The sequence below is a fragment of the Caulobacter sp. GW821-FHT09A05 genome, assembly GCF_059418465.1.
This window is the reverse complement of record NZ_JBWKPX010000046.1, coordinates 1-25,696: the sequence shown is the minus strand read 5'-3', so window position 1 is coordinate 25,696 and position 25,696 is coordinate 1. Positions and strand designations below refer to the sequence as shown.

25 protein-coding genes and 1 tRNA gene are annotated in these 25,696 nt (G+C 70.5%); 15 read left to right on the top strand and 11 right to left on the bottom strand.

The genetic code is table 11. The features are described 5' to 3' along the window. The coding region (locus tag AC07NX_RS25175) for an ammonium transporter (protein ID WP_494645716.1) at positions 1-1,415 on the top strand (1,415 nt) is incomplete at its 5' end. A gap of 76 nt (positions 1,416-1,491) precedes the next feature. On the opposite strand, the gene AC07NX_RS25170 is transcribed toward AC07NX_RS25175, so the two are convergent. The 4 genes from AC07NX_RS25170 to AC07NX_RS25155 all read right to left on the bottom strand — a co-directional run bounded on the left by AC07NX_RS25170 (position 1,492) and on the right by AC07NX_RS25155 (position 6,150). Then, on the bottom strand, positions 1,492-1,737 hold the full coding sequence (locus AC07NX_RS25170; protein ID WP_494645714.1) for a hypothetical protein: 246 nt from the start codon (positions 1,735-1,737) through the stop codon (positions 1,492-1,494). Further along, a complete protein-coding gene (locus tag AC07NX_RS25165; RefSeq protein WP_494645713.1) occupies positions 1,734-2,618 on the bottom strand; it encodes a 4-(cytidine 5'-diphospho)-2-C-methyl-D-erythritol kinase in 885 nt (294 codons plus the stop codon). Before AC07NX_RS25165 ends, AC07NX_RS25170 begins: the two co-directional genes overlap by 4 nt. Positions 2,619-2,655: 37 nt before the next feature. Continuing rightward, positions 2,656-4,389 carry a tetratricopeptide repeat protein gene (locus tag AC07NX_RS25160; RefSeq protein WP_494645712.1) on the bottom strand — a complete coding sequence of 578 codons (1,734 nt, stop codon included), beginning with the start codon at positions 4,387-4,389 and terminating at the stop codon, positions 2,656-2,658. Between the two features lie 87 nt (positions 4,390-4,476). Next, entirely contained in the window at positions 4,477-6,150 is a 1,674-nt protein-coding gene (locus AC07NX_RS25155; protein ID WP_494645711.1) for an electron transfer flavoprotein-ubiquinone oxidoreductase, read from the bottom strand. A gap of 163 nt (positions 6,151-6,313) precedes the next feature. Between AC07NX_RS25155 and AC07NX_RS25150 the strand changes: the two genes are divergently transcribed. Further along, complete coding sequence (locus AC07NX_RS25150) at positions 6,314-7,135, top strand: uracil-DNA glycosylase (protein WP_494645710.1); 822 nt, start codon at positions 6,314-6,316, stop codon at positions 7,133-7,135. 145 nt (positions 7,136-7,280) lie between these two features. Continuing rightward, a complete protein-coding gene (locus AC07NX_RS25145; RefSeq protein WP_494645708.1) occupies positions 7,281-8,771 on the top strand; it encodes a lytic transglycosylase domain-containing protein in 1,491 nt (496 codons plus the stop codon). 208 nt (positions 8,772-8,979) lie between these two features. Here the strand turns inward: AC07NX_RS25145 and AC07NX_RS25140 are convergent, their stop codons facing one another. Both AC07NX_RS25140 and AC07NX_RS25135 read right to left on the bottom strand, forming a co-directional pair. Further along, positions 8,980-9,486: a hypothetical protein gene (locus AC07NX_RS25140; protein WP_494645707.1), complete on the bottom strand. Its 507-nt coding sequence runs from the start codon at positions 9,484-9,486 to the stop codon at positions 8,980-8,982. 274 nt (positions 9,487-9,760) lie between these two features. Then, positions 9,761-10,246, bottom strand: a complete 486-nt coding sequence (locus AC07NX_RS25135) for a glycosyltransferase (protein ID WP_494645706.1) — start codon at positions 10,244-10,246, stop codon at positions 9,761-9,763. Positions 10,247-10,320: 74 nt separating this feature from the next. On the opposite strand from AC07NX_RS25135, the gene AC07NX_RS25130 reads away from it, so the two are divergent. Beyond that, the gene (locus AC07NX_RS25130) at positions 10,321-10,977 is read left to right on the top strand and encodes an HAD-IA family hydrolase (protein ID WP_494645704.1); all 657 of its coding nucleotides are present in this window, start codon (positions 10,321-10,323) and stop codon (positions 10,975-10,977) included. 11 nt (positions 10,978-10,988) lie between these two features. Here AC07NX_RS25130 and AC07NX_RS25125 read toward each other — a convergent pair whose 3' ends face one another. Continuing rightward, positions 10,989-12,080, bottom strand: a complete 1,092-nt coding sequence (locus tag AC07NX_RS25125; RefSeq protein WP_494645703.1) for a PA0069 family radical SAM protein — start codon at positions 12,078-12,080, stop codon at positions 10,989-10,991. Positions 12,081-12,281: 201 nt separating this feature from the next. On the opposite strand from AC07NX_RS25125, the gene AC07NX_RS25120 reads away from it, so the two are divergent. The 8 genes from AC07NX_RS25120 to AC07NX_RS25085 all read left to right on the top strand — a co-directional run bounded on the left by AC07NX_RS25120 (position 12,282) and on the right by AC07NX_RS25085 (position 19,516). After that, positions 12,282-12,437 (top strand): hypothetical protein, encoded by a 156-nt coding sequence (locus AC07NX_RS25120; protein ID WP_494645701.1) that lies wholly within the window; start codon positions 12,282-12,284, stop codon positions 12,435-12,437. Positions 12,438-12,745: 308 nt separating this feature from the next. Further along, entirely contained in the window at positions 12,746-13,294 is a 549-nt protein-coding gene (locus AC07NX_RS25115; protein WP_494645699.1) for a helix-turn-helix transcriptional regulator, read from the top strand. A 65-nt stretch (positions 13,295-13,359) separates the two neighbouring features. Beyond that, entirely contained in the window at positions 13,360-14,337 is a 978-nt protein-coding gene (locus AC07NX_RS25110) for a S1C family serine protease (RefSeq protein ID WP_494645697.1), read from the top strand. A 238-nt stretch (positions 14,338-14,575) separates the two neighbouring features. After that, a complete protein-coding gene (locus AC07NX_RS25105; protein WP_494645695.1) occupies positions 14,576-15,787 on the top strand; it encodes a glycoside hydrolase family 27 protein in 1,212 nt (403 codons plus the stop codon). Positions 15,788-15,822: 35 nt separating this feature from the next. Next, positions 15,823-16,242 carry a DUF2946 family protein gene (locus AC07NX_RS25100; RefSeq protein ID WP_494645693.1) on the top strand — a complete coding sequence of 140 codons (420 nt, stop codon included), beginning with the start codon at positions 15,823-15,825 and terminating at the stop codon, positions 16,240-16,242. A 141-nt stretch (positions 16,243-16,383) separates the two neighbouring features. Continuing rightward, entirely contained in the window at positions 16,384-18,435 is a 2,052-nt protein-coding gene (locus AC07NX_RS25095; protein WP_494645691.1) for a TonB-dependent receptor family protein, read from the top strand. A gap of 32 nt (positions 18,436-18,467) precedes the next feature. Continuing rightward, entirely contained in the window at positions 18,468-18,935 is a 468-nt protein-coding gene (locus AC07NX_RS25090) for a copper chaperone PCu(A)C (RefSeq protein ID WP_494645689.1), read from the top strand. Next, positions 18,935-19,516: an SCO family protein gene (locus AC07NX_RS25085; protein ID WP_494645687.1), complete on the top strand. Its 582-nt coding sequence runs from the start codon at positions 18,935-18,937 to the stop codon at positions 19,514-19,516. The genes AC07NX_RS25090 and AC07NX_RS25085 overlap by 1 nt, the downstream gene beginning before the upstream one ends. Before the next feature lie 207 nt (positions 19,517-19,723). On the opposite strand, the gene AC07NX_RS25080 is transcribed toward AC07NX_RS25085, so the two are convergent. The 3 genes from AC07NX_RS25080 to AC07NX_RS25070 form a co-directional block, all read right to left on the bottom strand. After that, a tRNA-Cys gene (locus AC07NX_RS25080) sits at positions 19,724-19,797 on the bottom strand. 99 nt (positions 19,798-19,896) lie between these two features. Beyond that, the gene (locus AC07NX_RS25075) at positions 19,897-20,988 is read right to left on the bottom strand and encodes a class I SAM-dependent methyltransferase (protein ID WP_494645685.1); all 1,092 of its coding nucleotides are present in this window, start codon (positions 20,986-20,988) and stop codon (positions 19,897-19,899) included. A 42-nt stretch (positions 20,989-21,030) separates the two neighbouring features. Beyond that, a complete protein-coding gene (locus AC07NX_RS25070; protein WP_494645683.1) occupies positions 21,031-22,257 on the bottom strand; it encodes a class I SAM-dependent RNA methyltransferase in 1,227 nt (408 codons plus the stop codon). Here AC07NX_RS25070 and AC07NX_RS25065 point away from each other — a divergent pair. Together AC07NX_RS25065 and AC07NX_RS25060 are read left to right on the top strand one after the other, a co-directional pair. Beyond that, positions 22,256-22,459, top strand: coding sequence for a hypothetical protein (locus tag AC07NX_RS25065; protein WP_494645681.1), 204 nt, complete (start codon positions 22,256-22,258; stop codon positions 22,457-22,459). The two genes, AC07NX_RS25070 and AC07NX_RS25065, sit on opposite strands and share 2 nt — an antisense overlap. A gap of 49 nt (positions 22,460-22,508) precedes the next feature. Next, the gene (locus tag AC07NX_RS25060; RefSeq protein ID WP_494645679.1) at positions 22,509-23,141 is read left to right on the top strand and encodes a hypothetical protein; all 633 of its coding nucleotides are present in this window, start codon (positions 22,509-22,511) and stop codon (positions 23,139-23,141) included. Between the two features lie 65 nt (positions 23,142-23,206). Here AC07NX_RS25060 and AC07NX_RS25055 read toward each other — a convergent pair whose 3' ends face one another. Continuing rightward, positions 23,207-23,938 (bottom strand): TlyA family RNA methyltransferase, encoded by a 732-nt coding sequence (locus tag AC07NX_RS25055; protein WP_494645677.1) that lies wholly within the window; start codon positions 23,936-23,938, stop codon positions 23,207-23,209. A 100-nt stretch (positions 23,939-24,038) separates the two neighbouring features. Between AC07NX_RS25055 and AC07NX_RS25050 the strand changes: the two genes are divergently transcribed. Continuing rightward, the gene (locus AC07NX_RS25050) at positions 24,039-25,493 is read left to right on the top strand and encodes an amidase (RefSeq protein WP_494645675.1); all 1,455 of its coding nucleotides are present in this window, start codon (positions 24,039-24,041) and stop codon (positions 25,491-25,493) included. The last annotated feature ends 203 nt before the right edge of the window (positions 25,494-25,696 follow it).

The following is a 25,696-nucleotide window of genomic DNA, read 5'->3' as shown; positions in this document are numbered from 1 at the left end:
CGGCCACGCCGGCCCCCGCCGCGACGCCCGCCGCCGCCCCGGCTCCGGCCGCCGCCGCCCCGGCCGCCATCGTCGACAAGATGGACAAGGGCGACAACGCCTGGATGCTGGTCTCGACCGTGCTGGTCCTGCTGATGATCCTGCCCGGCCTGGCCCTGTTCTACGGCGGCCTGGTCCGCTCCAAGAACATGCTGTCGGTGATGATGCAGGTCTCGACCGTCGCCATCATCGGCTTCGTCGCCTGGGTGCTGTGGGGCTACAGCCTGGCCTTCACCGACGGCGGCGGCTTGGACAAGTTTGTCGGGGGCCTGGGGCGCTTGTTCCTCAAGGACGTGACCCCGGCCAGCAACGTCGCCACGTTCTCGACCGGCGTCGTGATCCCCGAACTGACCTTCATCTCGTTCCAGGCCACCTTCGCCGCCATCACCGCCGCCCTCGTGGTCGGTTCGCTGGTGGAACGCATGAAGTTCGCCGCCATCGTCGCCTTCGCGGTGCTGTGGCCCCTGCTCTCCTACTACCCGATGGCCCACATGGTCTGGTGGTGGCCGGGTCCCAACGCCATCGCGCTTGACCCCACGGGCACGGTGAAGGCCGGCCAGATCTGGGCCTGGGGCGCGCTGGACTTCGCCGGCGGCACCGTGGTGCACATCAACGCCGGCATCGCCGCCCTGGTCGGCGCCCTGATCCTGGGCAAGCGCCAAGGTTACGGCAAGGAGCCGATGCCGCCGCACTCCCTGACCCTGACCCTGGTCGGCGCCGGCCTGCTGTGGGTGGGCTGGTTCGGCTTCAACGCCGGCTCCAACCTGGAATCGAACGGCTACGCCTCGCTGGCGATGATCAACACCTTCGTCGCCACCGCCGCCGCCGGCCTGTCCTGGATCGTCGTCGAGTGGATCACCAAGAAGAAGCCGTCGGCCCTGGGCCTGGCTTCGGGCGTCGTGGCTGGCCTGGTCGCCGTGACCCCGGCCGCCGGTTTCGCCGGCCCGATGGGCGCGGTGATCCTGGGCCTGGTCGTCTCGCCGATCTGCATCTTCTTCTGCTCGATCGTGAAGAACGCGCTGAAGTACGACGACAGCCTGGACGCCTTCGGCATCCACGGCATCGGCGGCATCGTCGGCGCCCTGGCCACCGGCCTGCTGGTCAACCCCGCCTGGGGCGGCGCCGGCATCGTCGATTACACCACCTGCGCCAAGGACGGCGACATCTCGACCTGCGACGCCCTGGCTTCGTACACGCCGCTCGCCCAACTGCTGATCCAGGCGAAGGGCGTCTGCCTGACCATCGTCTGGTCAGCCATCGCCTCGGCGATCGTCTTCTTCGTGATCAAGCTGATCATCGGCCTGAAGGCTTCGCCGGAAGCCGAAGAAGAAGGCCTGGACATCTCCGAGCACGGCGAACGCGCCTACCACAGCTAAGGCTGGGGTTCGGAAGACCAAAAGGAAGGCCCGGAAGCTTTGGCTTCCGGGCCTTTTCCTTTGGGCGGAAGCTTCGTCAGGCCAGCCGCCGCCGCACCTCGGCGAGGACCGGGTCCGGGGCCTCGATCGAAAAGCCCATATAGGTTTCGGCCTCCAGCCGGATGGCCTGTCCCTCCAGGTCCCAGACCTGGACGCCGATCTCCTGCGACCCGGCGATTCCACCGAACTTGTCGACCAGGCGGGCGCCCATCGCCTCGAGGACGTCGACGGTCCGCGTGATCAGCGCGCGGTCCCACTCGTCGCCGAGCACGACGACGGTCATGCGAACGGCCCGCCCAGCCGGCAGCGCCTGACCCACCAGTCGGGCCGCATCTGCTCGATCCGCTCGGCCAGGCCCTCGGCCTCGATATCGCCGGCGCACAGGGCGAAGCAGGTGGCCCCGGAACCGGACATCCGGGCCAGCAGGGTCTCCGGCTCGTCGGCCAGCAGGTCAAGGACCTGGCCGATGCGCGGCTCCAGGACCACGGCCGGCGCCTGCAGGTCGTTGCGCGTGAAGCCGGCCAGCCAGGCGCAGACCTCCTCCACGCTCGCCAGCCCGTCCAGCAGCGGCGGCGGCGCCTCGCCCTCCGGCGCGACGGCCGCGTCATAGGCGCGGTAGACGGCGCCCGTCGGCGACGGAACCAGCGGATTGACCAGCACCGCATGCAGTTCGGGCAGGTCCGGCGCGGGAGACAGGCGCTCGCCCCGGCCCTGGGCCATCACCGGCGCGCCCCACAGGCAGGCCGCGCCGTCCGCGCCCAGCTCGCCCGCGACGGCCTCCAGGTCGGCGTCCGGCAGGTTGGGGGCCAGGGCCTGGCGCAGCAGCCGCAGGGCCGCCCCGGCGTCGCTGGAGCCGCCGCCCAGGCCGGCGGCGATCGGCAGGGCCTTGTCGAGGATCAGGCGGAACGGCGGGACCGGCCCGCCCAGCCGGGCGTGAAGCGCCTGGGCGGCCCGCACCACCAGATTGCCCTCGTCCAGCGGGATCTCGCGGCCGAACCGCCCCTCGACCTCGAAGCTGGGCGCGTCGGCCGTCTGCAGCCTGACCCGGTCGCCGATGTCGGCGAACAGCATCAGGCTGGAGATCGGATGATAGCCGGCCGCGTCGGGCCCGCCGACATGCAGGAACAGATTGACCTTGGCCGGGGCGAAGGCGTCGAGGCGCATGGCTTACCCTTGCAGGGGGAATGGAACGGGAAAGCCCCTACCCCGCCTTGGCCACCGAGGTCGAGGCCGCCGGGCCGCTCGGACCCAGGCCGTCCTTCAGCTTGGCCTCGGCCTCGGCCTTCTGTTTCGGATCCGGCTCCAGGCTGAGCACGCGCTGCCACTGGTAGCGGGCCTCGACCCGCCGGCCGATGCGCCAGTAGGCGTCGCCCAGGTGACCGTTGACGTCCGGATCGCCCGGCTCCAGCTCGACGGCCTGCTCCAGCTTGGCCACGGCGGTCTTGTAGTCGCCCTGGCGGTAGTAGCCCCAGCCCAGGGAGTCGAGCATGGCGCCGGACTGCGGCCGCGCGTCGACGGCCTTCTGGACCATGGCGATCGCCTCGGGCAGGCGTACGCCGCGGTCGATCCAGGAATAGCCCAGATAGTTCAGCAGGTCGGGCTCGTCCGGGCTGAGCTTGACCGCGGTCAGCAGGTCACGCTCGGCGTCGTTCCAGCGGCCGGCCCGCTCCAGGGCGATGCCGCGCATGTAGAGCAGTCGCCAGTCGGGCTTGTCGCCCTGGCCGGCGATCAGCGGATCCAGGGCGGCGGCCGATTCGGCCCAGCGCTCGTTGGCCCGCAGCAGGTCGGCATAGGTGATCTGGGCGTCGCGGTCCTTGGGCGCGGCGGCGGCGGCCTGCTGGGCCAGGGCGACGGCCTTGTCCTTCTCGCCGGTCGTCTGGTAGCTCCAGGCCAGCTTGGACTGGGCCGCCCCGTAGCGGGTCGAGGTCGGGGCCACCTTGGCGTAGGCCTCGCGCGCCCCGGGGGCGTCATCGTCCTGGGCCAGCAGGTCGCCGACCAGCAGCCAGGCGTCGTCGCGCTTGGGGTCCAGCCGCAGGGCGAGGCGCAGATAGGCCAGGCCGAACTGGCTCTGGCGCTCGCTGGCGAAGCTGGCGGCGCAGGCGACCAGCACATGGGCCGCGCCCTGCTTGTCGGTGGGCATGGCCGGCGCGGGCCCACGCGCCGCCGCCCGGGCCCGGTCCTTCTGCAGACCCTGATCGTCCGGATCGCGCGCCAGGGCCTCGTCGTAGAGCGCCACGGCGTCGGCGTGGCGCTTGCGGCGCTCCAGGAACGCGCCGTAGTCCTGGACGAACAGGCCCCGGGCGTTCTCGATCGCCATCAGCGCCTTGTAGTCGGTCTCGGCCTCGTCATAGCGCTTGGCGCGTTCGTAGAGGCGCGCCTGGCTCAGCTGGCCGAAAAACTGCACGAACCGGTCGCCCTGCAGTTCCGGGCGCACCACGGCCCCGTTGTTGTCGCCCGCGGCGGCCGCCAGCCAGGGCGCCAGCAGCACCGCGGCCGGGCGATGGGGAAAGCCGAGGGTCTCGGTCTTGAGCACGGTCTGGGCGTCGCGGCCCTTGCCGCTGGCCATCAGCTCGACCACCCGGGTCAGGACCCCCAGGCGGCGCACCTGTTCGTTGGCGTCGGTCCCGCGCGGGGCGATCGCGGCGGCGCGCGGCACGTCGCCGGCCAACAGGGCGGCGGTGAAGGCGCGATCGGCCAGGACGCCAGGATCCTCGTCCAGCTGGCGCGCCTCGTCGAAATAGGTCGCGGCCTGGGCGTTCGAGCCGTTCTGCAACGCCGCCTGCCCGGCCAGGAACTGACCATAGGCCGAGCGGCTGGAGCCCCAGCCGGAGTCCGTGGCGACCTTGCCGCGCAGGTCGGGACCCGGGGCGGTGGCGGCGCAGGCGGTCAGGGCCGAGGCCGAAACTAGGGCGAGAAGCAGCTTGATACGCGTCATGTCCGCACCCTCATCGGTTTCCGGGCGCGCCGCAACAAAAAGGCGCGGCCCGAGACTTCGAGCCGCGCCCTCCGATGTTCAAGGGGCCTACATGTTCGGATAGTTCGGCCCGCCGCCGCCCTCAGGCGTGGTCCAGACGATGTTCTGCGACGGGTCCTTGATGTCGCAGGTCTTGCAGTGGACGCAGTTCTGGGCGTTGATCTGGAAGCGCGGATCGGTCCCCTGCTCGTTGTAGAGCACTTCGTAGACGCCCGCCGGGCAGTAGAGCCGCGCCGGCTCGCCGTACTGGGGCAGGTTCACCGCGATCGGGATCGACGGGTCCTTCAGCGTCAGGTGGGCGGGCTGGTCTTCCTCGTGGTTGGTGGCCGAGATGAACACCGAGCTCAGCTTATCGAAGCTGATCACCCCGTCGGGCTTGGGATAGACCAGCGGCTTGTAGTCCTTGGCCAGGCCCGTCGAGGCCGCGTCGGTCTTGTCGTGCTGCATCGTGCCAAAGAACGAGAAGCCGCCGAACAGGTGCGTGCACCACATGTCGAACATGCCCAGCGCCCCGCCCAGGGCGGTGCCGAACTTGCCCAGCAGCGGCTTGGCGTTGCGGACGACCTTCAGCTCCTTGGCCACCCAGGAGTTCTCGTAGAGGTCCTGGTAGGCGGTGAGCTCGTCGCCGCCCCGCCCGGCGGCCAGGGCCTCGAAGGCGGCGTCGGCGGCCAGCATGCCGGTCTTGACCGCGTTGTGGCTGCCCTTGATGCGCGGGACATTGACGAAGCCGGCCGAGCAGCCGATCAGCACGCCGCCCGGGAAGGTCAGCTTCGGCACCGACTGGTAGCCGCCCTCGGTGATGGCCCGCGCGCCGTAGGCGATGCGCTTGCCGCCTTCCAGGTGCGGCTTGACCGCCGGGTGGTGCTTGAAGCGCTGGAACTCGTCGAACGGCGACAGCCAGGGGTTCTTGTAGTTCAGGTGCACGACATAGCCGATGGCCACGTAGTTGTCCCCGAAGTGGTACATGAAGCTGCCGCCGCCGGTCTGGTTGTCCAGCGGCCAGCCGGTGGTGTGCTCGGCCAGGCCCGGCTGGTGCTTTTCGGGCGGCACCTGCCACAGTTCCTTGATGCCGATGCCGAACTTCTGCGGCGACTTGCCGGCCGACAGATCGAACTTGGCGATCAACTGCTTGGCCAGCGAGCCGCGCACGCCCTCGGCGATGAACACGTACTTGCCGTGCAGCTCCATGCCGGGGTTGTAGTCGGGCTTGTGGTGGCCGTCCTTGGCCACGCCCACGACGCCGACTACCACGCCCTTCACCGAACCGTCCGCGTTCCAGACCAGATCCGAGGCGGCGAAGCCCGGATAGATCTCGACGCCCAGCTCCTCGGCCTGGGCGGCCAGCCAGCGGCTCACATTGCCCAGGGAGGCGATGTAGCAGCCGTGGTTGTGCATGAACGGCGGCATGGCGAACATGGGCAGACTGAGGTCGCCCTGGGGCCCCAGCAGCCGGAAACGGTCCTTGGTGACCGGGGTTTCCAGCGGCGCGCCGCGTTCCTTCCAGTCGGGGAACAGCTCGGCCAGGCCCTTGGGATCGATCACCGCGCCCGACAGGATGTGGGCGCCGACTTCCGAGCCCTTTTCCAGCACCGCCACCGAAACCTCGGTCCCGGCCTTGGCGGCCAGCTGCTTGAGCCGGATGGCGGCCGACAGGCCCGCCGGTCCGCCGCCGACGATGACGACGTCGTATTCCATCGACTCGCGTTCGAGCGCTTCGCTCATGGCATCTCCCGCCCCGGGCGCACGCGGCCCGCGTTCTTGCTGTTTGAGTCGAAGCTTATCGTGACGTGACGCCGGGGTGGTCAAGAAATAAACGGATGTTTTTGCTGCGATGCAGCGCGGCCTCGGCGTGGCGACCGGGGAAACTTCGTACTATGAGGAGCGGATGGAACTCGCCGTCGATCCGCGCGCCATGGAAAGCCTGCTCGCCTTCTGGGCCGATGCGGGGGTTGAGGCGTCGTACGCGGACGATCCGATCGATCGCCTGGCCGAGGGCGCGGCCCTGCTGCGCGCCCGCAAGGAGGCGACCGCCCCGGCGGTCGTCGCCCCCGTCGCCACGCCGGCCTTCGGACGCGGCCCCGACCTGGGCGCCGCCGTGGCCGAGGCCCGGGCCCTGGCCGCCGCCTGCGCCGACCTGCCCGCCCTGGCCGCCGCCATCGCCGCCTTCGACGGCTGCCCGCTGAAGACCCAGGGCGCCCGCCAGGCCGTGGTCTCGCGCGGTCCCGCCGACGCGCCGCTGATGATCATCGGCGAGGCCCCCGGCGCCGACGAGGACCTGCAGGGCGCGCCGTTCGTCGGCCGGGCCGGCCAACTGCTGGACCGCATGCTGAAGGCCGCCGGCGTGCTGGACCGCGCCTTCGTGACCAACACCGTCTTCTGGCGCCCGCCGGGCAACCGCACCCCCACCCCGCAGGAGCAGGCCGTGTGCGCGCCGTTCCTGGAGCGGGCGATTGCGCTGGTCCAGCCGAAGATCCTGCTCCTCGTCGGCGGCGCCTCGGCCAAGAGCCTGCTGCGCCGCGACGAGGGCATATTGTCGCTGCGCGGACGATGGTTCGAATGGACGTCCAGCGACGGCCAGAACGAGCTTCCGGCCTTGCCCACCTTGCATCCGGCGTTCCTGCTGCGCCAGCCGGCGGCCAAGAAGAAGGCCTGGGCCGACATGCTTATGCTCAGCGAGAGGCTTGATCGTCCCGAGCGTCCCAATTAGAGATTCGGGCGACCAGTTGGACACGGGACGCGTCGGGGAGCCTCGTCGAGGCAAGGGCGCGCAAAATGCATTGCAGCTTTTGGCTCGCCCCCTGGCCGTCATCTCGGCCTTCGTACTCTGTCTTGCGGCCGCTTTCAGCGCCCCCATGAGCGCCCATGCCTCGGCGCTGGAACCGCTGTCCGAGGCCGACGCCCGCTTCTATCGCGCCGCCTTCGCCGCCGCCGACCACGGTGATTTCGACGCCGCCGAGGCCGCCCAGGCCAACGCCCGCGACAGGAGCCTGCGCGGCCCGCTGGACTTCGCCCGGATCATGCATCCGACCGCCCACGCGGCCACCTATGACGAATTGAGCCGCTGGCTGGAGTCCTACGGCGACCAGGCCGGGGCCGAGCGGGTCTACGCCCTGGCGGTCAGGCGCAAGCCCGCCCGCGCCGCGCCGCCGAAGCCCCCGGTGCTGTTCGTGGCCAGCGTGAAGGCCTCCGCGCCCAGCGACCGGGGCCGCGCGGCCCGCGAGGCCTATTATTCCGGCGACGTGAAAAGGGCTCTGACCCTGGCCCAGGCCGCCCGCGAGCCCTGGATCGCCGGCCTCGCCGCCTTCCGGCTGGAGGCCTACGCCCAGGCCCGGACCTATTTCGAACGGGTCGCCGACGACGAAGGCCAGGACGAATGGCTGCGGTCGGCCGCCGCCTTCTGGGCCGCGCGCTCGGCGGCCTCCGGCGGCCAGTCCGGCGACGTCGAGGACCTGCTCGGCCAGGCCGCCCGCGCGCCCAACACCTTCTACGGCATGATCGCCGCCCGGCAGCTGGCCCTGGCCGGCCAGGCCCTGGCCCAGGACGACCCGATCGCCGCCCTGCTGACCAAGGTCTCCTACGAAGGCCCGGACACCGCCTCCCTGGCCCGCCTGCTGGCCGCCGATCCCCGCGCCCGCCGCGCCGCCGCCCTGGCCCAGGTCGGCCGCTGGGCCGAAGCCGGCCAGGAGCTGCGCGCCGGCCTGTCCCTGGCCAGCGACGATCCCAAGGCCCGGGGCGACTGGACCGACCTGGCCCTGGCCCTGAACGAGAAGGCCCCGCTCAACGCCGGCCGCGCGGTCAAGCGAGTCGGCGGCGAGGACTATCCCCTGCCCCCTCTGGAGCCCAAGGGCGGCTTCACGATCGACAAGGCCATGGTCTACGCCCTGGTGCGCCAGGAAAGCCGCTTCGACCCCTACGCCATGTCGGGCGCCGGGGCGGTGGGCCTGATGCAGCTGATGCCGGTGGCGGCCGCCCGCGCGGCCGGCGACGACAAGCTGCTGGCCGACACCTCCCCCCTGCTCGACCCCAGCTTCAACCTGCGGGTCGGCCAGGACTATTTCACCTGGCTGATGGACCGGGGCCTGCAGAGCCCCGACCTGTTCCGCGCCGTCGCCGCCTATAACGGCGGCCCGGGCACGCTGATCAAGACCCAGCAGCAGCTGGGCGGCGCCGACTGCGATCCCCTGCTGCTGATCGAGAGCCTGCCGGCCCAGGAAACCCGCAACTATGTCGAGAAGGTCATGGCCTCGTACTGGACCTATCGCAAGCTGATGGGCGCCGAGACCAAGACCCTGGACGCCGTGGCCAGCGGCGCGCGGGTGATCGACTTCCGGCTGGACCAGTAGGCGGCCCGGCGCTCTGACGGTCGCTGACGATGGCTTCCAACGGACTTGCTGAAAGGTCAGCTATGGGTGAGGGTTGGGCGTCTCATAACTAGCTCCGAACCTGACGCGAAATCAGCATCACGCTAGGCGCTCTAGCACCAAGATATCGGTCGCTAAATCAGGAGGGCTATAAATCGCCGCCGCCCCAAGGCGATCGTCTCAACGGGTGTTAGGCTTCGATTAGATCGTCTTCATCCACCCTTAAAAGCGAAAGCAGCTCCAGCACCCGCTGACGGATCTCCGTGACGAGGTCCGCTTGCTCGCCCAGCGCTGAGATCGTTGTCTTAATACGGTCAACTGGGACTGGTGGTCGTTGGTACGAGTAATTCTTCGAGGCCCCGAGCAACTCTTCGCCTTCGATAGACCAAACCCAGTGTACAGCCCAGTTGCGCGCCTGGGCTCGGAGATCGAGGCGATGAGCGATCTGTTCGATCTCGGCCCGGCGCGCCGGGTAGCGAGCCAAGGCCAGCTTCTTCCAGCTTTTGCTGATTGCGGTGAAACCCCAGGCCGTAGACGCAGCGTCCATGTAGGCCTCATGGTCTTTGAGATTCTGTTCGATGACCGCGAAGTCGGAGGAAATTCGACCAAGCGACAGCAGCACCGGATCGGGTAAGACTGGCGAAGTCATCAACGGCTCGGACCAATGGCTGAAGCCCGCAGTTTCTTCGTTTGCCAATAGCGTCCCCAAAGTTGAGCGGCCAGCCGCAAAGGGCGTTATCGCTCACGATGACATGATATCACGCTGAACGGATAAGTCCGCTAAGGGTCGAAAGTGACCCTTACCCTTTAATCCCGTCATTCCGGGCCTTGTGCCCGGAACCCCTGGTTCAGTTCGCACGTGAAGTGCAAGCGGTTCGCCAGCGAACCGCCCCTCCCGCACTTGCGGCGGAAAGAGGGGTTCCGGGCACAAGGCCCGGAATGACGAGCGCATCTTGAGGCGCGGCGCATCCTTAAACCCGCAGCCGCACGGCCTTCGGCTTCAGTCGCCCCAGCAGCGCCTTCAGCGGATCAGTGCCAGGCTTGAAGCCGCCGGCCGCCGCGACGGCATCGCGGGACGCCAGCACGGCCAGGGGACGTCCCGGCAAGCCGAACGGCCCCTGCGCCGCGATCCAGGCCGGCCTGCCGCCGCCGCCCGCCAGGTGGGCCTCGACCGGCGTGCGCCAGGCGTCGGGCAGGACCAGGTCCTCGCCCAGCGCCAGGATCCAGGCGCTCCGGGCCGCCGCGCAGCCGGCCGCCAGCCGCGCGCCGGCGTCTCCCGTCGCCTGGACCACCCGCGCCCCGCTGTCCTCGGCGATGGCCAGGGTGGCGTCGGTCGAGCCGGCGTCGGCGAACACCACCGCCTTGACCAGACCGTCGACGGCGGCCGGCACCAGCAGGGGCAGGACGTGGACCAGGCGCGCGGCGCTGTTGCGGGTCGGCAGGACGACGGTGATCATGCCCCCTGCTTCCGATCCGGCGAAGCGCGGGTCAAGCCGAGACTTGGCCGGCCGAAGCATGGCATAGGCGGGCCATGATCCCTTCCAAGACCTACGCCGCCTTCCTGTTCGACATGGACGGCACGGTGCTCAACTCCATCGCCGTGGCCGAACGGGTCTGGGGCGAGTGGGCGTTACGCCACGGCCTCGACGTCGAAGCCTTCCTGCCCACCATCCACGGCGTGCGCGCCGAGGAGACCATCCGCCGGCAGAACCTCGCCGATATCGACCTGGACCGCGAGGTGGACGCGGTCCTGCGGGCCGAGGTCGCCGACATCGAAGGCGTCGTCCCGATCCCGGGCGCCGACAGGTTCCTGCACGCCCTGCCCGCGACGCGCTGGGCGGTCGTCACCTCGGCCCAGCGCGAACTGGCCCTGCGTCGGCTGGGCGCGGCCGGCCTGCCCATCCCCGCCGTGCTGGTCACCGCCGAGGACGTGACGCGTGGCAAGCCCGCGCCCGACGGCTACGCCCTGGCCGCCGAACGCCTTGGCGTCGCCGCCGAAGCCTGCCTGGTGTTCGAGGACGCCCCCGCCGGCATCCTGGCGGCCGAAGCGGCGGGGGCGGACGTCGTCGTGATCACCGCCGCCCATCGCCATCGGCTTGAGACGACCCATCCCGCCCTCGCCGACTATTCGGACGTCGGGGTCACGGTCAGCGCGGACGGCCTGCGGCTGACGGGAAACCCGGCCTAGAACGAACCCGCCTAGAACAGCGACAGCTGGTCCCCGGCCTTGGCCGGCACGGCGAACTGCGAGAGGTCCAGCGGCGCCAGCTTGCGGTCGAGGCCGAACCGCGTCCGCGCCAGCCTGAAGCGCTGGCTCATCACCTCGGCCACCGGTCCCTCGCCGGTCATCCGCTTGCCCCATTCGGTGCTGTAGGCCGCGCCGCCGCGCATCTGGCGGACCAGGGACATCACCCGCCGGGCGCGGTCGGGATGCTCGGCGGCCAGCCACTCCTCGAACAGGTCCTTGATCTCCAGCGGCAGGCGCACGGCCACATAGCCGGCGGTGGTCGCCCCGGCGGCGGCGGCGGCCTCGAGCACGGCCTCCATCTCGTGGTCGTTCAGCGATGGAATGGACGGCGCGAACATCACCGTGGTCGGCACGCCCGCCGCCGTCAGCTGGCGCACCGCGTCGAGCCGGCGCTTCGGCGTGGCGGCGCGCGGCTCCATGCTGCGTGACAGCCGGTGGTCCAGACTGGTGATCGACACCGCCGCCCGCGCCAGCCCCGCCTGGCCCATCGGCCCGAGGATGTCGAGATCGCGGGTTATCAGGTTCGACTTGGTGATGATCGAGCACGGGTGGCGAAACCGCGCCAGGGTCTCCAGCACCGCCCGCGTCACCCGCAGCTTGCGTTCGTCGGGCTGGTAGGGATCGGTGTCGCCGCCGATATGGATGACCTTGGGCGCATATTTCGGCCTGGACAGCTCGCGCTCCAGCAGCTTGCCCGCCTCGGGCTTGAAATAGATCTTCGTCTCGAAATCCAGGCCCGGCGAATGGCCCAGATAGGCGTGGGCCGGCCGGGCGTAGCAGTAGATGCAGCCGTGGCTGCAGCCGCGATAGGGATTGATCGAGCTTTCGAAGCCGACGTCGGGACTGTCGTTTCGGGCGATGATGGTCCGCGACTTCATCGGCTGCAGCGTGGTGGCGATCTGGGCCGGCTCCTCCTCTTCGCCCCAGCCGTCGTTGAAGGCTTCGCTGACCTGGGATTCGAAGCGCCCGGTGCGATTGGACTTGGCCCCGCGTCCCCGCGCGCTGGACGGCGGGTGACCGGGAAGATTGGCGGGAACGACCATGGGCCGATCATGAACCGATCAAGAGAACATTTCAAGAACGCAAATGCCCGAGCCGAGGCGGACGCCGGACGGTTTCTGGGCGCCCCGCCGCTTTTCCGCGCCGCTCGATCGCCTTCGCTGACAGCCGCGCGGGTTCGTGCCAAGCTTGCCGCGAGGCGCGTCGGGCGAAGGGCGTCCGGCTCCCTCGCAGAGGAGGCTCCCATGACCACCACGCCCGACGACAAGGCCGAAAAAGCCGAAGTCGAAACCCCGCATGTCGCCAAGGTCGGCGTGATCGACACGGGCCACAACGTCACCAGCTTCAACGACGAGCCGATCAACGGCCTCCTGGCCGATATCGCCGACGGCGACGCCTGATCGACGCCAGAGCCGCCGCCTCGCGGATTCGCGAGGCGGCGCTCGCCCCGGGTCTTGCCGAAAACCATCGCTGATTGTCGAAAAACACCTCGCCATCACTTCATGTGACCGTGCGCCCGATAGAAAACAGGCCCGACAGTCAAAAATTACGGCAAGACGTCACACGATCCACAGACCTCCTAAGCTTAACTACAGCTGAGATTTACACCGCGCCATTGCGGCACGGCACGACCAATGCTAGCAAAATCGAAACTGAACCTGATGCGATCCCGCGCGACAGGTTTCGGAAGAGAGGCGGCGAGCTGGACATGAATTCCTCGGACGCGAACCGGACCTCCACCCTGCCCCGCGACCAGACCCTGATCCTGGCGCGCCTGGTCACCGACGCCTCGCGCGCCTTCGATCGCGATCCCGACACGGCGCGGGAACTGGTGCACCGCGCGAGCGAACTCCTGGAGGCCGAGGTCCAGCGCCTGTCCCGCGACCCGCAGACCGGAAGGCTGGCGCCCTGGCAGGTGCGCACCGCGAAGGCCTTCATCGACCAGAACCGCGATCGAAACCTGCAGGTCCGCGACGTGGCCGCGGCGGTTCGCCTGAGCCCCAGCTACTTCTCGCACGCCTTCAAGGAAAGCTTCGGGCAATCGGCCAAGAGCTACATCATCGAGCGGCGCATCGTCCGGGCCAAGCACCTGATGCTGACCACGCGGGACACCCTGGCCCAGATCGCCCTGGCCTGTGGCTTCTCCGACCAGGCCCATTTCTGCCGGACTTTCGGCGGCCTGGTCGGCCAGACGCCCAGCCGATGGCGCCGCGGCCGCCAGGAACGCCCGGCCGATCTTTCGGCCCTGGCGGCCTAAGCGACCACCCCCTCTTGTTCCCGCGTCGCCGAGCCCCAGATTTGAGTCTCCGACAGGAGATCGACTTGCCTTCACCGTTCCAAGGACACGAGGTCGAGGCGCGGCTGCGCCCGGCCGCCAGCGCCTACCCCTTCGACCTTGATCGCGCGCTGTCCTCCGTGGTCGCCCTGGAGGCCCAGGTCCCGGCCGACGCCTTCACGGCCCGGATCCTCGGGACCGAGCGGCTGGGCAACGGCGTGGTGATCAGCGAGAACGGCCTGGTGCTGACCATGGCCTATCTGATCACCGAGGCCAGCCAGGTCGTGCTGACGCTGAACGACGGCCGGCGCGTGGAGGCCCACGTGCTGGGTTTTGACAGCCAGACGGGGCTGGGCCTGGTGCAGGCGCTCGAGCCTCTGCGCTTGCCGGCGCTGCGCCTGGGCGCCTCCAAGGGCCTGGATCCCGGCAGCCCGGTCGTCATCGCCGGGGCCGGCGGACGCGCCCACGCGGCCGCCGGCCAGGTACTCACCCGCATGCCCTTCGCCGGCTACTGGGAGTATCTGCTGGACGAGGCGATCATCACCGAACCCGCCCACCCGCATTGGAGCGGCGCGGCCCTGATCGGCCCCGAGGGCGAGCTGGTCGGCGTCGGCTCGCTGAGCCTGGCGGGACAGTCGCGCGACGGCCGCGCCAAGCCGATGAACCTGTTCGTGCCCGCCGAACTGTTGCCGCCGATCCTGGACGACCTGGCGCGCGGCAAGCCGGCCCATCCGCCTCGCCCCTGGCTGGGCGTCTTCGCCCAGGAGACCGAATCCCACGTCGTGCTGGTCGGCGTTTCGCCAGGAAGCCCGGCCGCCCGGGCCGAACTGCGCGCCGGCGACCTGATCCTGGCCGTGGCCGGCGACGAGGTCTCCGACCTGGCCGAGTTCTACACCGCCCTGTGGGACCAGGGCCCCGCCGGCGTCACGGTCCCCCTGCGGATCCAGCGCGAACAGGACGTCTTCGAGGTCGAGATTCGTTCGGTCGACCGCAACGCCCTGCTGAAAAAGCCCCGGCTCAACTAGCCGAGCCCGGGCCCGATCACGCCTCCGCACGCCTCGTCCCCGACGCCACCGGGCGGCGAAGAGACCGGCGACGGCCTGATGGGCGAGCTTGACCTGGCGAGCAACCTGGAGCACATCCGCGACGTCCGTCGTCAGGTCGCCGACCGGACGCCGACCCGGGCGGGGCGTCGGAGCGCTCGCGAACAAGCCCGTCACGGCCGAGCCGCCGGCCATCGCCTCGTTCCGGGAGGAAGCCCCCATGTCCATCGCGCTCAAGCGTTCGGTCCGCCTGATGATGGGCGCGCTGGCCCTGGCCCTGGCCTCGCCGACGCTGGCCTGCGCCGCCGACAAGACCCCGCCGCCCCGGGTCGCCAACGGCCTGGCCAAGACCCCGCCGATGGGCTGGAACAGCTGGAACAAGTTCGCCTGCAACATCGACGAGCAGACCGTCCGCCGCATGGCCGACGCCATGGCCGGCAACGGCATGAAGGCGGCCGGCTACGAATACATCGTGATCGACGACTGCTGGCACGGCCCGCGCGACGCCGGCGGCTTCATCACCCACGACGCCAAGCGCTTTCCCAGCGGCATCAAGGCGCTGTCCGACTATGTGCATTCCAAGGGCCTGAAGTTCGGCATCTATTCTGACGCCGGCCGGCTGACCTGCGGCGGCCGGCCCGGCAGCCAGGGGCATGAGTTCCAGGACGCCAAGACCTATGCCGACTGGGGCGTGGACTATCTGAAGTACGACTGGTGCTCGACGGGCACGCGCAACGCCGAGGAGGCCTATACCCTGATGGCCGACGCCCTGCGGGAAACCGGCCGCGACATCGTCTTTTCGATGTGCGAGTGGGGCACGGCCAAGCCGTGGCTGTGGGCCGCGAACGTGGGCAACCTGTGGCGCACGACCGGCGACATCACCGACAAGTGGGACGGCAAGCATGACTACTCGCTGGGAGTCCTGCCCATCCTCGACGTCAACGAACCGCTCCATCCGTTCGCCGGACCGGGCCACTGGAACGACCCGGACATGCTGGAGGTCGGCAATGGCGGCCTCACCAACACCGAATATCAGTCGCATTTCAGCCTCTGGGCGCTGATGGCCGCCCCGCTGATCGCCGGCAACGACATCGCCAACATGGACGAGGCCACCCGCGCGATCCTCCTGAACACCGACGTCATCGCCGTGAACCAGGATCCGCTGGGCGTCCAGGGCCGCCGTGTCCGCGACGACGGCGACCTGGAGGTTTGGTCCAAGCCGCTGGCCGACGGCAGCCGGGCGGTGATCCTGTTCAATCGCGGCGCGGCGACCCAGACCATCGCCGTGAACTGGACCGAGCTGGGCTATCCGGCCAGCCTCCAGGCCGAGGTCCGCGATCTGTGGGCCAAGAAATCACTGGGCAAGATGAAGGGGCGGTTCGCCGCGCCGGTGGCCTCGCACGGCGTGGTGATGGTCAGGGTCACCCCCTAGTAGCCTTGTCCGAACGCTTGCGATAAAGCCGGCGCGTGACCCGCTCGCCGAGCCTTGGCCGGACCTGGACCCGCGGCGCCTTCCTGGCGCTCGCGATCCTGGCGCTTGCCTTGAAAGTCCTGGCGCCCGCGGGCTTCATGACGTCGGGCGAGCCGAGGAACGGCCTGCCGTTCGCCCTGGTCCTCTGCACCGGCCAGGGGCCGCTGGTCGTCCAGCCGGGCGACGCCCTGGACCATCACGACAAGTCGCCCGCCGACAAGCCGGGCCATGACTCGCCCTGCCCCTTCGCCAGCCAGGGAACGGCCGCGCCGCCGCCCAGCGCGCTGGCGGTCGCCAAGGTCGAGTTCGTCGCCTATCGCCCGACGGCCGTGGCCCGCGCCGTCGATCCCGCGCCCGGCCGCGGCCTGGCCGCGCCGCCCTTGCCGGCCCGAGGTCCTCCCAGCCTGCTGATCTAGCGCCCGGCCGCCCTGGCGGCCGGCCCGCTCGCGCGGCCCTCGCCCGGCTCCTGCCCGGCGATCGCCTTCGCGCGTTGCGTCCCCGCACCGTTCAGCCCGCCCACGGCCGCGCCCCGTCGCGCGCCGAAGGACCCAGATCAGATGAAGTCTCTCCTGCTGGCCACCACGGCCGCCCTTTTCGCCCTGCCCGGCTTCGCGCTGGCCGCCCCGGACGACGACCAGTCCGCCCGCGAAGTCAGCTCCGTCATCGTCACCGCCCGCCCCGACCCGGAAGATCCGCCCGTGGTCGCCGCCGCCCGCCGGCGGCTGTCCGAAACCCCGGGCGGCGTCTCGGTGATTTCCCAGGAGTCCTACGCCAACCGCCAGGCCCTGGCGCTGGACGACATGCTGCGCGACGCGCCCGGCGTCTACGCCCAGCGCAAGTGGGGCGGCGACGTGCGCCTGTCGATCCGCGGCTCGGGCATCGGCAACGCCAGTCACAATCGCGGCCTGCTGCTGGCCCAGGACGGCGTGCCGCTGAACGAGGCCGACGGCTTTGGCGACAGCCAGGTCGCCGATCCGCTGAACACCCGCTTCACCGAGGTCTATCGCGGCGGCAACGCCCTGCGGTTCGGCGGCGCCCTGCTGGGCGGGGCGATCAACATGGTCACGCCCACCGGCCGGGACGCCGGGTTCGAGGAGCAGGTCCGCCTCGACGGCGGCTCGTACGGCCTGCTGCGCGAGCACCTGGCCCTGGCCCGCCAATCCGGCGACTGGGACGTCTACGCCGCCGCCACCAACCAGACCGGCCAGGGCTGGCGCTCGCAGAGCCAGCAAAACATCCAGTTCGGGTCCCTGAACATCGGCCGGAGCTTCGGCCAGGACCGCGAGGTGCGCTTCGTCGTCAACGGCTCCAACGTCAGCCAGGAGATCCCGGGCTCCCTGACCCTGGCCCAGTTCGACGCCAATCCGCGCCAGACGGCCGCCGCCAGCGCCGCCAACGACCAGGGCCGCAACCAGCGCGGCCTGCGCGGCTCGCTGCGCACCTCCTGGCGGCTGGACGACCACACCATGTTCGAGGGCGCGGTCTATGCGGTGTGGAAGGACCTTGACCACCCGATCTTCCAGGTCATCGACCAGCAGAGCCGCAACTACGGCGCCTTCGGCCGGCTGGACTGGGATGGCGTGCTGGGCGGGCGCAAGGCCGACGCCTATCTGGGCGCTTGGTACCGCCAGGGCGACCTGGACTCGGCCTTCTACACCAACGTCAAGGGTGCGCGCGGCGCCTTGCAGTCGCTGTCCCTGCAGAACGCCAAGGCGGCCGACATCTTCGCCGAGGGCCGGGTCTTCGCCACCGAGCACCTGGCCCTGGTCGGCGGCCTGACCTGGGGAACCGCCAAGCGCGACTATCGCAGCTTCGCCGTCCCCGGCGTGGCCGCCACCTTCAACCTGGCGACCGGCAAGGACTACGCCTGGGTCTCACCGCGCGTCGGCGCGCTGTGGCAAGGCGACGACGGCTCGCAGGTCTTCGCCAACGTCACCCGGTCGGTCGAGCCGCCGAACTTCAGCGCCCTGTCGCCGACCAATGTCGGCTTCGCCCCGGTGCAGGCCCAGGAAGCCTGGACGGGCGAGGTCGGCGCGCGCGGCCACCGCGGGCCGTTCACCTACGACGTGACGCTGTATCGCGCCCATCTCCAACACGAACTGCTGCAGTTCGCGGTCGACAGCCAGCACCCGGCCGCGACCTTCAACGCCGACCGCACGATCCACCAGGGGATCGAGGCGGCGGTCGACTGGACGCTGGCCCCGCGCTGGCGACTGCGCCAGACCTGGACCCTGTCGGACTTCCGCTTCGACGGCGACGCCCAGTACGGCGACAACCGCCTGCCGATCGTGCCCAAATCCTTCTACCGCGCCGAGCTGCGCTATGGCGCCGCCGGGGGCTGGTTCGTGGCCCCGTCGGTCGAGTGGTCGGCCTCCGCCCCATGGATCGACTACAGGAACACCAAGGCCGCCCCGTCCTACGCGATCCTCAACCTCAACGCCGGCTGGACGCTGAACGACAAGGTCGCGCTGTTCCTCGACGCCCGCAACCTGGCCGACAAGGCCTATGTCTCCAACGTCCAGGCCGCCACGGTGTGGACCCCCGCCACGGCCGCCGTCTGGCCGGGCGACGGCCGCTCGGTGTTCGGCGGCGTCACCGTGTCGTTCTGACCCCCTCTCGCCCTGAAGACAGGATCCCGATCATGAAACCCTTCCTCGCCGCCCTCGCCGTCGCCGCCCTGGCCCTCCCGTCCCTCGCGAGCGCGGCTTCGCCGGCCGTCAAGGTCACGGACGCCTGGTGCCGCGCCGCGCCCAAGGGCGCCCTGGCCGGCGGCTGCTACCTGACCCTGACCGCCGGCGCCGACGATCGCCTGGTGGCGGTCGAGACCCCCGCCGCCGGTCGCGCCGAAATTCACACCATGTCGACGGACGGCGGCGTGATGCGAATGCGCAAGCTGGCCGACGGCGTCGCCCTGCCCGCCGGCAAGCCCGTCGTCCTCAAGCCCGGGGCCGAGCACCTGATGATCATCGGACCGAAGATCGCGCTGACGCCCGGCGCCAAGGTCGCCCTGACCTTGCGCTTCAGGAACGCCGCGCCGGTCACCGTGGCCGCGCCGGTCAAGACCGCACCGCTTCCTGCGATGAACGGCATGTCGATGGAGCATCACTGATGCGGCCCTGGAAAGCCGTCGCCCTGGCCGTAGCCCTCGTCGGCGCGCCCCTGGTCTCCTGCGACAGACCGGCCACCCCGGTCAGCCAGCGCTCGACGATCCAGATCGGCGGGCCCTTCCAACTGGTCGACATGAACGGCCGGCCGGTCACCGACAAGTCGCTGCTGGGCAAGCCCACGGCGATCTTCTTCGGCTTCACCTATTGCCCCGAAGTGTGCCCGACCACCATGGCCGAGATGACCGCCTGGCTGAAGGCGCTGGGACCGGACGCCGACAAGCTGAATGTGGTCTTCGTCTCGGTCGACCCGGAGCGCGACACGCCCGAGCAGCTGAAGCTCTATCTCTCCAACTTCGACCGCCGCATCCAGGGCTTCACCGGCACGCTGGAGGCCGTCGCCAAGACCGCCAAGGCCTATCGTGTCTACTACCAGAAGGTGGCGACCGACGGCGGCGGCTACACGCTGGACCACTCCTCGGCCATCTACCTGTTCGACGCCAAAGGCCGGTTCGTCGAGCCGATCGGCTACGGCGGCCCGCCCGAGCGTGGCCTGGCTCAGTTGAAGGCCTTGCTGAAGACTTAGAACCGGAACTCGCTCTCAAGGTTGTCGTCCCGGCCGCAGCGTAGTGGAGGGCCGGGATCCAGGGCGGCTGCACTGTATCCGCCCAGTCCCCTGGATCCCGGACAAGCGCTGCGCGCTTTCCGGGATGACAACGATTCGGGGTTCTAATTTCCTGAAGAGCCCGCCAGGCGATGCGGCGCAAGGCATCAGTCAAAAAACGGAGGAAGGTGGAGGCCCGGCCCGGAATCGAACCGGGGTGCACGGATTTGCAATCCGCTGCGTCACCACTCCGCCACCGGGCCATCCGGGTCAACGCAAGCTGCGTCGGCGAAGAGGTCGGTTCGAATACAGGAGCCCGCCGCGCTAGGCAATGGCCATGAGCGGGTTGATTACAGGGTTGCTCAGCGGGGTTTCTCGAGCAGCAGGGCCTTGGTCAGGAAGGCCTGGTCCCGTCCGGCCACGCTTAGGCCCGCCGCGCCGAACAGGGCCGGCAGGTCGGCCTGGGCGTAGGTCGAATAATAGGGCTCGTGGAAATAGGCCGGGAAGGCCTCCAGCAGCCGCGACAGGTCGGGCTCGTCGACCGGCTGCACCGAATCGGCGAAGGCCAGCACCCCGCCGGGCTTGAGCACCCGGGCGATCTCGGCGGCCACGATCGGCCGCACCCGCGGCGGCAGTTCGTGGAACAGGTAGACGCAGGTCACGGCGTCCAGGCTGGCGTCGGCGAACGGCAGGGCCTCGGCGTTGGCCTGCACCCCGCCCCGGCCCGAGCGGCTGCGAGCGGCGGCCAGATAGGCCCGCGACAGGTCCACGCCGGCGATGGCGGCCCGGGGGAAGGCCGCGTCCAGGTCCGCCAGGAACGCGCCCGAGCCGCAGGCCAGATCGACCACCTTCAGTCCGCGCTGGTCCTGGCCCCGCCAATGGCGGGCCAGCAGCGACAGGGCCCGTCGGCGCATGGCCCCGGCCGCGCCGGAGAACAGCGCCTCGACCTGGGCCTCGTAGCGGCGGGCGCTGGCGTCGGTGAACCAGCCGCCCGACTGGTAGTGGAAATTCTGCCGGTAGTAGTTGGGATAGCTCTCGGTCCCGGGCTCCTCGCGCACCTCCACGCCGTCGCCCCGGCGGCGGCGCTGGTCGACGGCACGCGCGTCGGCGATGACGTCCAGCGCCTGGCGGAAGGCTTCAGCCGGGTTGCCCGGCCCGTCCCCGGTCGGCGGATAGAGGCCAGCGGCGACGTCGGCGGCGTCCTTGTCGAAGGCGGTCAGATAGGCCTTGCGCAGCCGGGCGGTCGAGACCGGCGGGCCCTGCGGTTCGAACCGGGTCTTGGCCTCGCCGCGCGTCGGCTGGGCCAAGGCGCGGGTGACGCTCCCGGCCGCCGTCCACCAGGCGGCCTTGACCGCCGCCCTGGCCCGCTGGCTGGCGCCGTCCAGCGTGAACGCCCCGCGGCCCTTGGGAATCTCTTCCCGGGGCTCGCCCGGCTTGGCGGATCGCTCGTCCATGACCGTCTCCAAGACGGCCTCTCCCGAGGGAGAAGGACTCGTCTACCGCGAAAACACGCCGACCAACTCAATATGGGGTGACCACAGGAACTGGTCCACCGGCAAGACCCGCTCCAGGCGGAAGCCGGCCTCGGTCAGCACCTTGGCGTCGCGGGCGAAGGTGGCCGGATTGCACGAGACGCCGACCACGCGGGCCACCTTGGACTTGGCGATCTCGACATGCTGCTCGTAGGCCCCGGCCCGGGGCGGATCGAGTACGGCCACGTCGACCTTGTTCAGCTCGGTCGACAGCACCGGCCGGCGGGTCAGGTCGCGGGCCTCGGCGGTGATCGCCTTCAGGCCGTTGGCCGTGCCCAGAGCGCCCTTCAAGGCGGCGATGGCCGGGGCGGAGCTGTCGGCGGCGTAGACCCCGCCGATCTGCGCCAGGCGGAAGGTGAAGGTGCCCACGCCGCTGAACAGGTCGACGATCCGCGAGGCGCCCTGGGCCGCCTCGACCGCGAACTCGACCATGGCTGTCTCGGCCTGGGGCACGGCCTGCAGGAAGCCGCCGGCCGGCAGAGCGACGACGGCCGGGCCCAGCTTCACCATCGGCTGGCGGGCCATGTAGATCATCTCGCCGGCCAGGGTGACCCGGGCGAAGTCGTGCTCACCGGCGATCATCGCCGCGCGGACCCGGGCGTCGGCCGACAGGCCGCCGCTCTTGGCCTCAACGCCGGTGACGTCGATGTCCAGCCCCGTGGCGGTCAGGGTGACGTGCAGGGTCGGGGCCGACTTGGGGTGCTCCAGGAACGGCGCGGCCAGCCGGGCCAGGGCCGGAAAGGCCGCGACCAGCTTGGGGTTGGACACCGGGCAGGTCTCGATCCGCGCCAGGTTCCACGAGCGGCGCTCCTTGAAGCCCAGCCGCGCCCCGCCCTTGCCGCCCCGGGCGTGCAGAGCGACGCGGCGGCGCGAGGCCGGCGGCGAGGCGAAGGTCGGCAGCACCTCGGTCTCCAGCCCCTCGCGGGCCAGCTGGAACCGCACCTGCTCGCGCTTCCACTCCAGATAGGGCGCCGCGTCCCAGTGCTGGAAGGCGCAGCCGCCGCAGACGCCGAAGTGCGGGCATGGCGGCGCGACGCGATCGGGGCTGGGCTCCAGCACCTCGACCAGTTCGCCGCGATTGCCGGTCATCTCGGCGGTGATCCGCTCGCCGGGCAGGGTCAGGGGGACGAAAGAGCCCTCGGCGATGCCGTCGCCCTGGGCGCCGACCGCCTGGATCCTCAGTTCACGCATGGACAGTCCAATTCACCTGGCGGAACCTTCACCGGTCCGCGCCATTTTCTGTTATGAAGGTCGGGACGGCGCCCGCCATGCCCGCGCCATGATCGACACGGACAAGATTTCGGACGCTCCCATACCCTATTCGGAGCGGATGCGCGTGAACGAAGATGAACGGGTCGCTCAACGTCCGTTCATCAAAGACTTGGCAATTTAGGTCGCAAGGCGGGTCCGACTCTCGGCGGCCCCGGTCGGAGGAGTTTCTCATGATGTTCAAGACCGTTCTCGGCGTCGCCGCCGCGGCCGCCCTCGCCGGCGCTCTGGCCCCGACGATGGCCTCGGCCCAGGCCTATGGCGCCTACGGCAACGCCGGCGCCTACGGCGGTGGGGGCGCCTATGACAATAACGGCTATTATTACGATCCCTGCCGCCGCAGCACGACGCAGCGCGGCACGGGCGGCGGCCTGGCCGGGGCCGGCATCGGCGCGGCGATCGGCAGCGGCGTGGCCGCCAAGGGCGCCCGCACCGAAGGCGCCGTGCTGGGTGGCGTGCTCGGCGCGATCGCTGGCTCGGCCATCGGCCGCAACTCGGCCGCCTGCTCCCCCGGCGCCGCCCCGCCTCCGCCGCCCCCGCCGTCGTACAACCAGGGCGCCTATAACAGCTATGACCGCCCGGACGACGGCTACTATCGCGACAGCCGCTACGGCGATCGCGACTACGACCGCCGCGACGGCTACAGCTACGAGTCCGAGCGCTCGTACAGCGTGACCGACAGCCGGGCCGACGCCAACGGCTGCACCCTGGCCGAAAGCCCGATCTACCTGCCCGACGGCCGCACCCAGAAGCGCTTCGTGCGGGTCTGCCCCGACGCCTCGGGCCGCTACCAGGTCGTCGACTAGGCTAGTCGTTTCTCATTCGATCCTCTTGGGGCCGTCGGCGTTCGCGCCGGCGGCCTTTTTGCTGGCTAGGCCTTCACCGCCCACAGCAGGTGCTCGACCTGGCCGTCGCCGCCGGTGATCGGGCTGGGCGCCACGGCCTTCACGGTCCAGCCCGCCGCCTCGACGAAGGCGCGCACCGAGGCGATGCAGTCGGCGATGACCTGCGGGTCCTTGACCAGGCCGCCCTTGCCCACCCGGTCGCGACCGGCCTCGAACTGCGGCTTGATCAGGCTGACCAGGTCAGCGCCCGGCGCGGCCAGGCGCAGGGCCACCGGCAGGCACTTCTCCACCGAGATGAAGCTGACGTCGCTGACCACCAGGCTGGGCGCCTCGTCCAGATGGCCCTCGTCCAGCGTCCGGGCGTCGACGCCGGAGCGATCGACCACGCGCGGATCGGCGGCGATGCGGGGGTGCAGTTGCTCGCGGCCGACATCGACGGCGTAGACCTTGGCCGCGCCCTTCGACAGCAGCACCTCGGTGAAGCCGCCGGTCGAGGCCCCGACGTCCAGGGCGACCCGGCCCTCGACGGCGATCGGCCAAAGCTCCAGGGCGTGGGCCAGCTTCAGGGCGCCGCGCCCGACCCACGGAAAGGCGGCGACGCCCTCCAGCACGGCGGTCGGCTCCAGTTCCTGCGAGGGCTTGGTGACCACCTTGCCGTCAGCCTTCACCGCCCCGGCCTCGATGGCGGCGCGGGCCTTGGCCCGGCTGTCGAACAGGCCGGTCTCGACCAGCAGGATGTCGGCGCGTTTGCGTTTCATCGGCGGCCTGTAGCACGACTTGCGGTCGGCGCGCCTTCCGGTTCACAGTGATCACCGTTCACCGACGCGCCCGAGACGTCGGGACGCCCGAGGAAACCCGATGGACACTCGCCATGGCCTGACCGCCGCCGCGCCGGCTTCGGAGGCGTCCTGGACGCCCGACGCCACCGAAATCGCCGAACGCATCCGAACCAAGGCGGTCAGCGCCGTGGAGGTTGTCGAGAAGGCCGTGCGCGACGCCGAGGCCCTGGACCCCGCCCTGGGCGTGCTGGTCACCGCCGACTTCGAGCGGGCGATCGACAAGGCGCGTCGCCTCGACCAGGGGCGGATGGACCCGGACGCCCTGTTCGCCGGCGTCCCGTTCCTGGTCAAGGACCTCAACGACTATGTCGGCCTGCCCACCCGGTCGGGCTCGCGGTCCATGCTGGGTTCGCCGCCCGCCGCCGCGCAGGACGCCTATTGCGACGCCTTCGACCGGGCCGGGCTGGTGGTGATCGGCAAGTCGGCGACCCCGGAATACGGCTTCCTGCCGACCACCGAGCCGGTCGCCTTTCCGCCCACCCGCAACCCGTGGAACCCGGCGCACAGCAGCGGCGGCTCGTCCGGCGGCGCGGCGGCCGCCACGGCGGCCGGGATCGTGCCCTTCGCCCACGCCAACGACGGCGGCGGCTCGATCCGCATTCCGGCGTCCTGCTGCGGCCTGTTCGGGCTGAAGCCGTCGCGCGGCCGCATGTTGCCCAGCCGGCCGCCGTTGCGGGCGGTCGACCTGGCGGTCGAGCACTGCGTCTCGCGCAGCGTCCGCGACAGCGCCGCCCTGTTCGCGGCCACCGAGCAGGCCGCCGGCCCCCTGCCCGCCATTGGCCGGGTGGCGGGGCCGAGCCCGCGGCGACTGCGGGTCGGGCTGGTCACCGAAACCCAGCTCGGCGTCCAGCCGGACGCCGAGGTCCGCGCCGCCGCCGAGGCCGCCGCCAGGCTGATGGAGTCGCTGGGACACGCGGTAGAGCCCGCCCGGTGGCCGACCAATGGCCCGGTCTTCGCCCTGGACTTCCTGGCCGTCTGGGCCAGCGCCGCAGGCGAGCTGGTCGATTTCGTCGCCCAGGCGATCGGCCGCCAGCCCGACGAGACCCTGCTGGAGCCCTTCAGCCTGGCCCTGGCCGAACTGCTCCGCGGCCTGCCGGCCGGCGGGCTGGAGCAGTCGGTCGCCCGCCTCGAGGCCGACGCCCGGGCCTATGACCGCTGGTTCGAGCGCTACGACGTGATCCTGTCGCCAGTGTTGGGCCAGCCGCCCGCGCCGCTGGGCTGGGTGGCGCCGACCGTCGCGATCCCCGACCTGACCGAGCGGCTGAACGCCTATGTGGGCTACACCACCCTGCACAACGTGGCCGGCGCGCCGGCGATGAGCGTCCCGCTGCACTGGACCGCCGACGGCCTGCCGGTGGGGGTCCAGTTCGCCGCCCGGGCCGGGGACGAGCGGACGCTGTTCGAACTGGCCTACGAGCTCGAGGCGGCCCAGCCGTGGGCGTGGCGGCGGCCGGGGGTGAGCTCGGCGAACTAGCGCCTCCCCCCGTGGGGGAGGTGTCGGCGCAGCCGACGGAGGGGGGAGTGATCGGCCGGCGCCGCGACCTGGATCGTCGATCCTAAAACTCCCCCCACCGATCGCTGCGCGATCGCCTCCCCCACGGGGGCAGGGCTATCGCATATAACCCAGGAGTGAGAGCAGGAAGGTTTCATCCCATCCGGCGCGCTTGATCTTGGTCT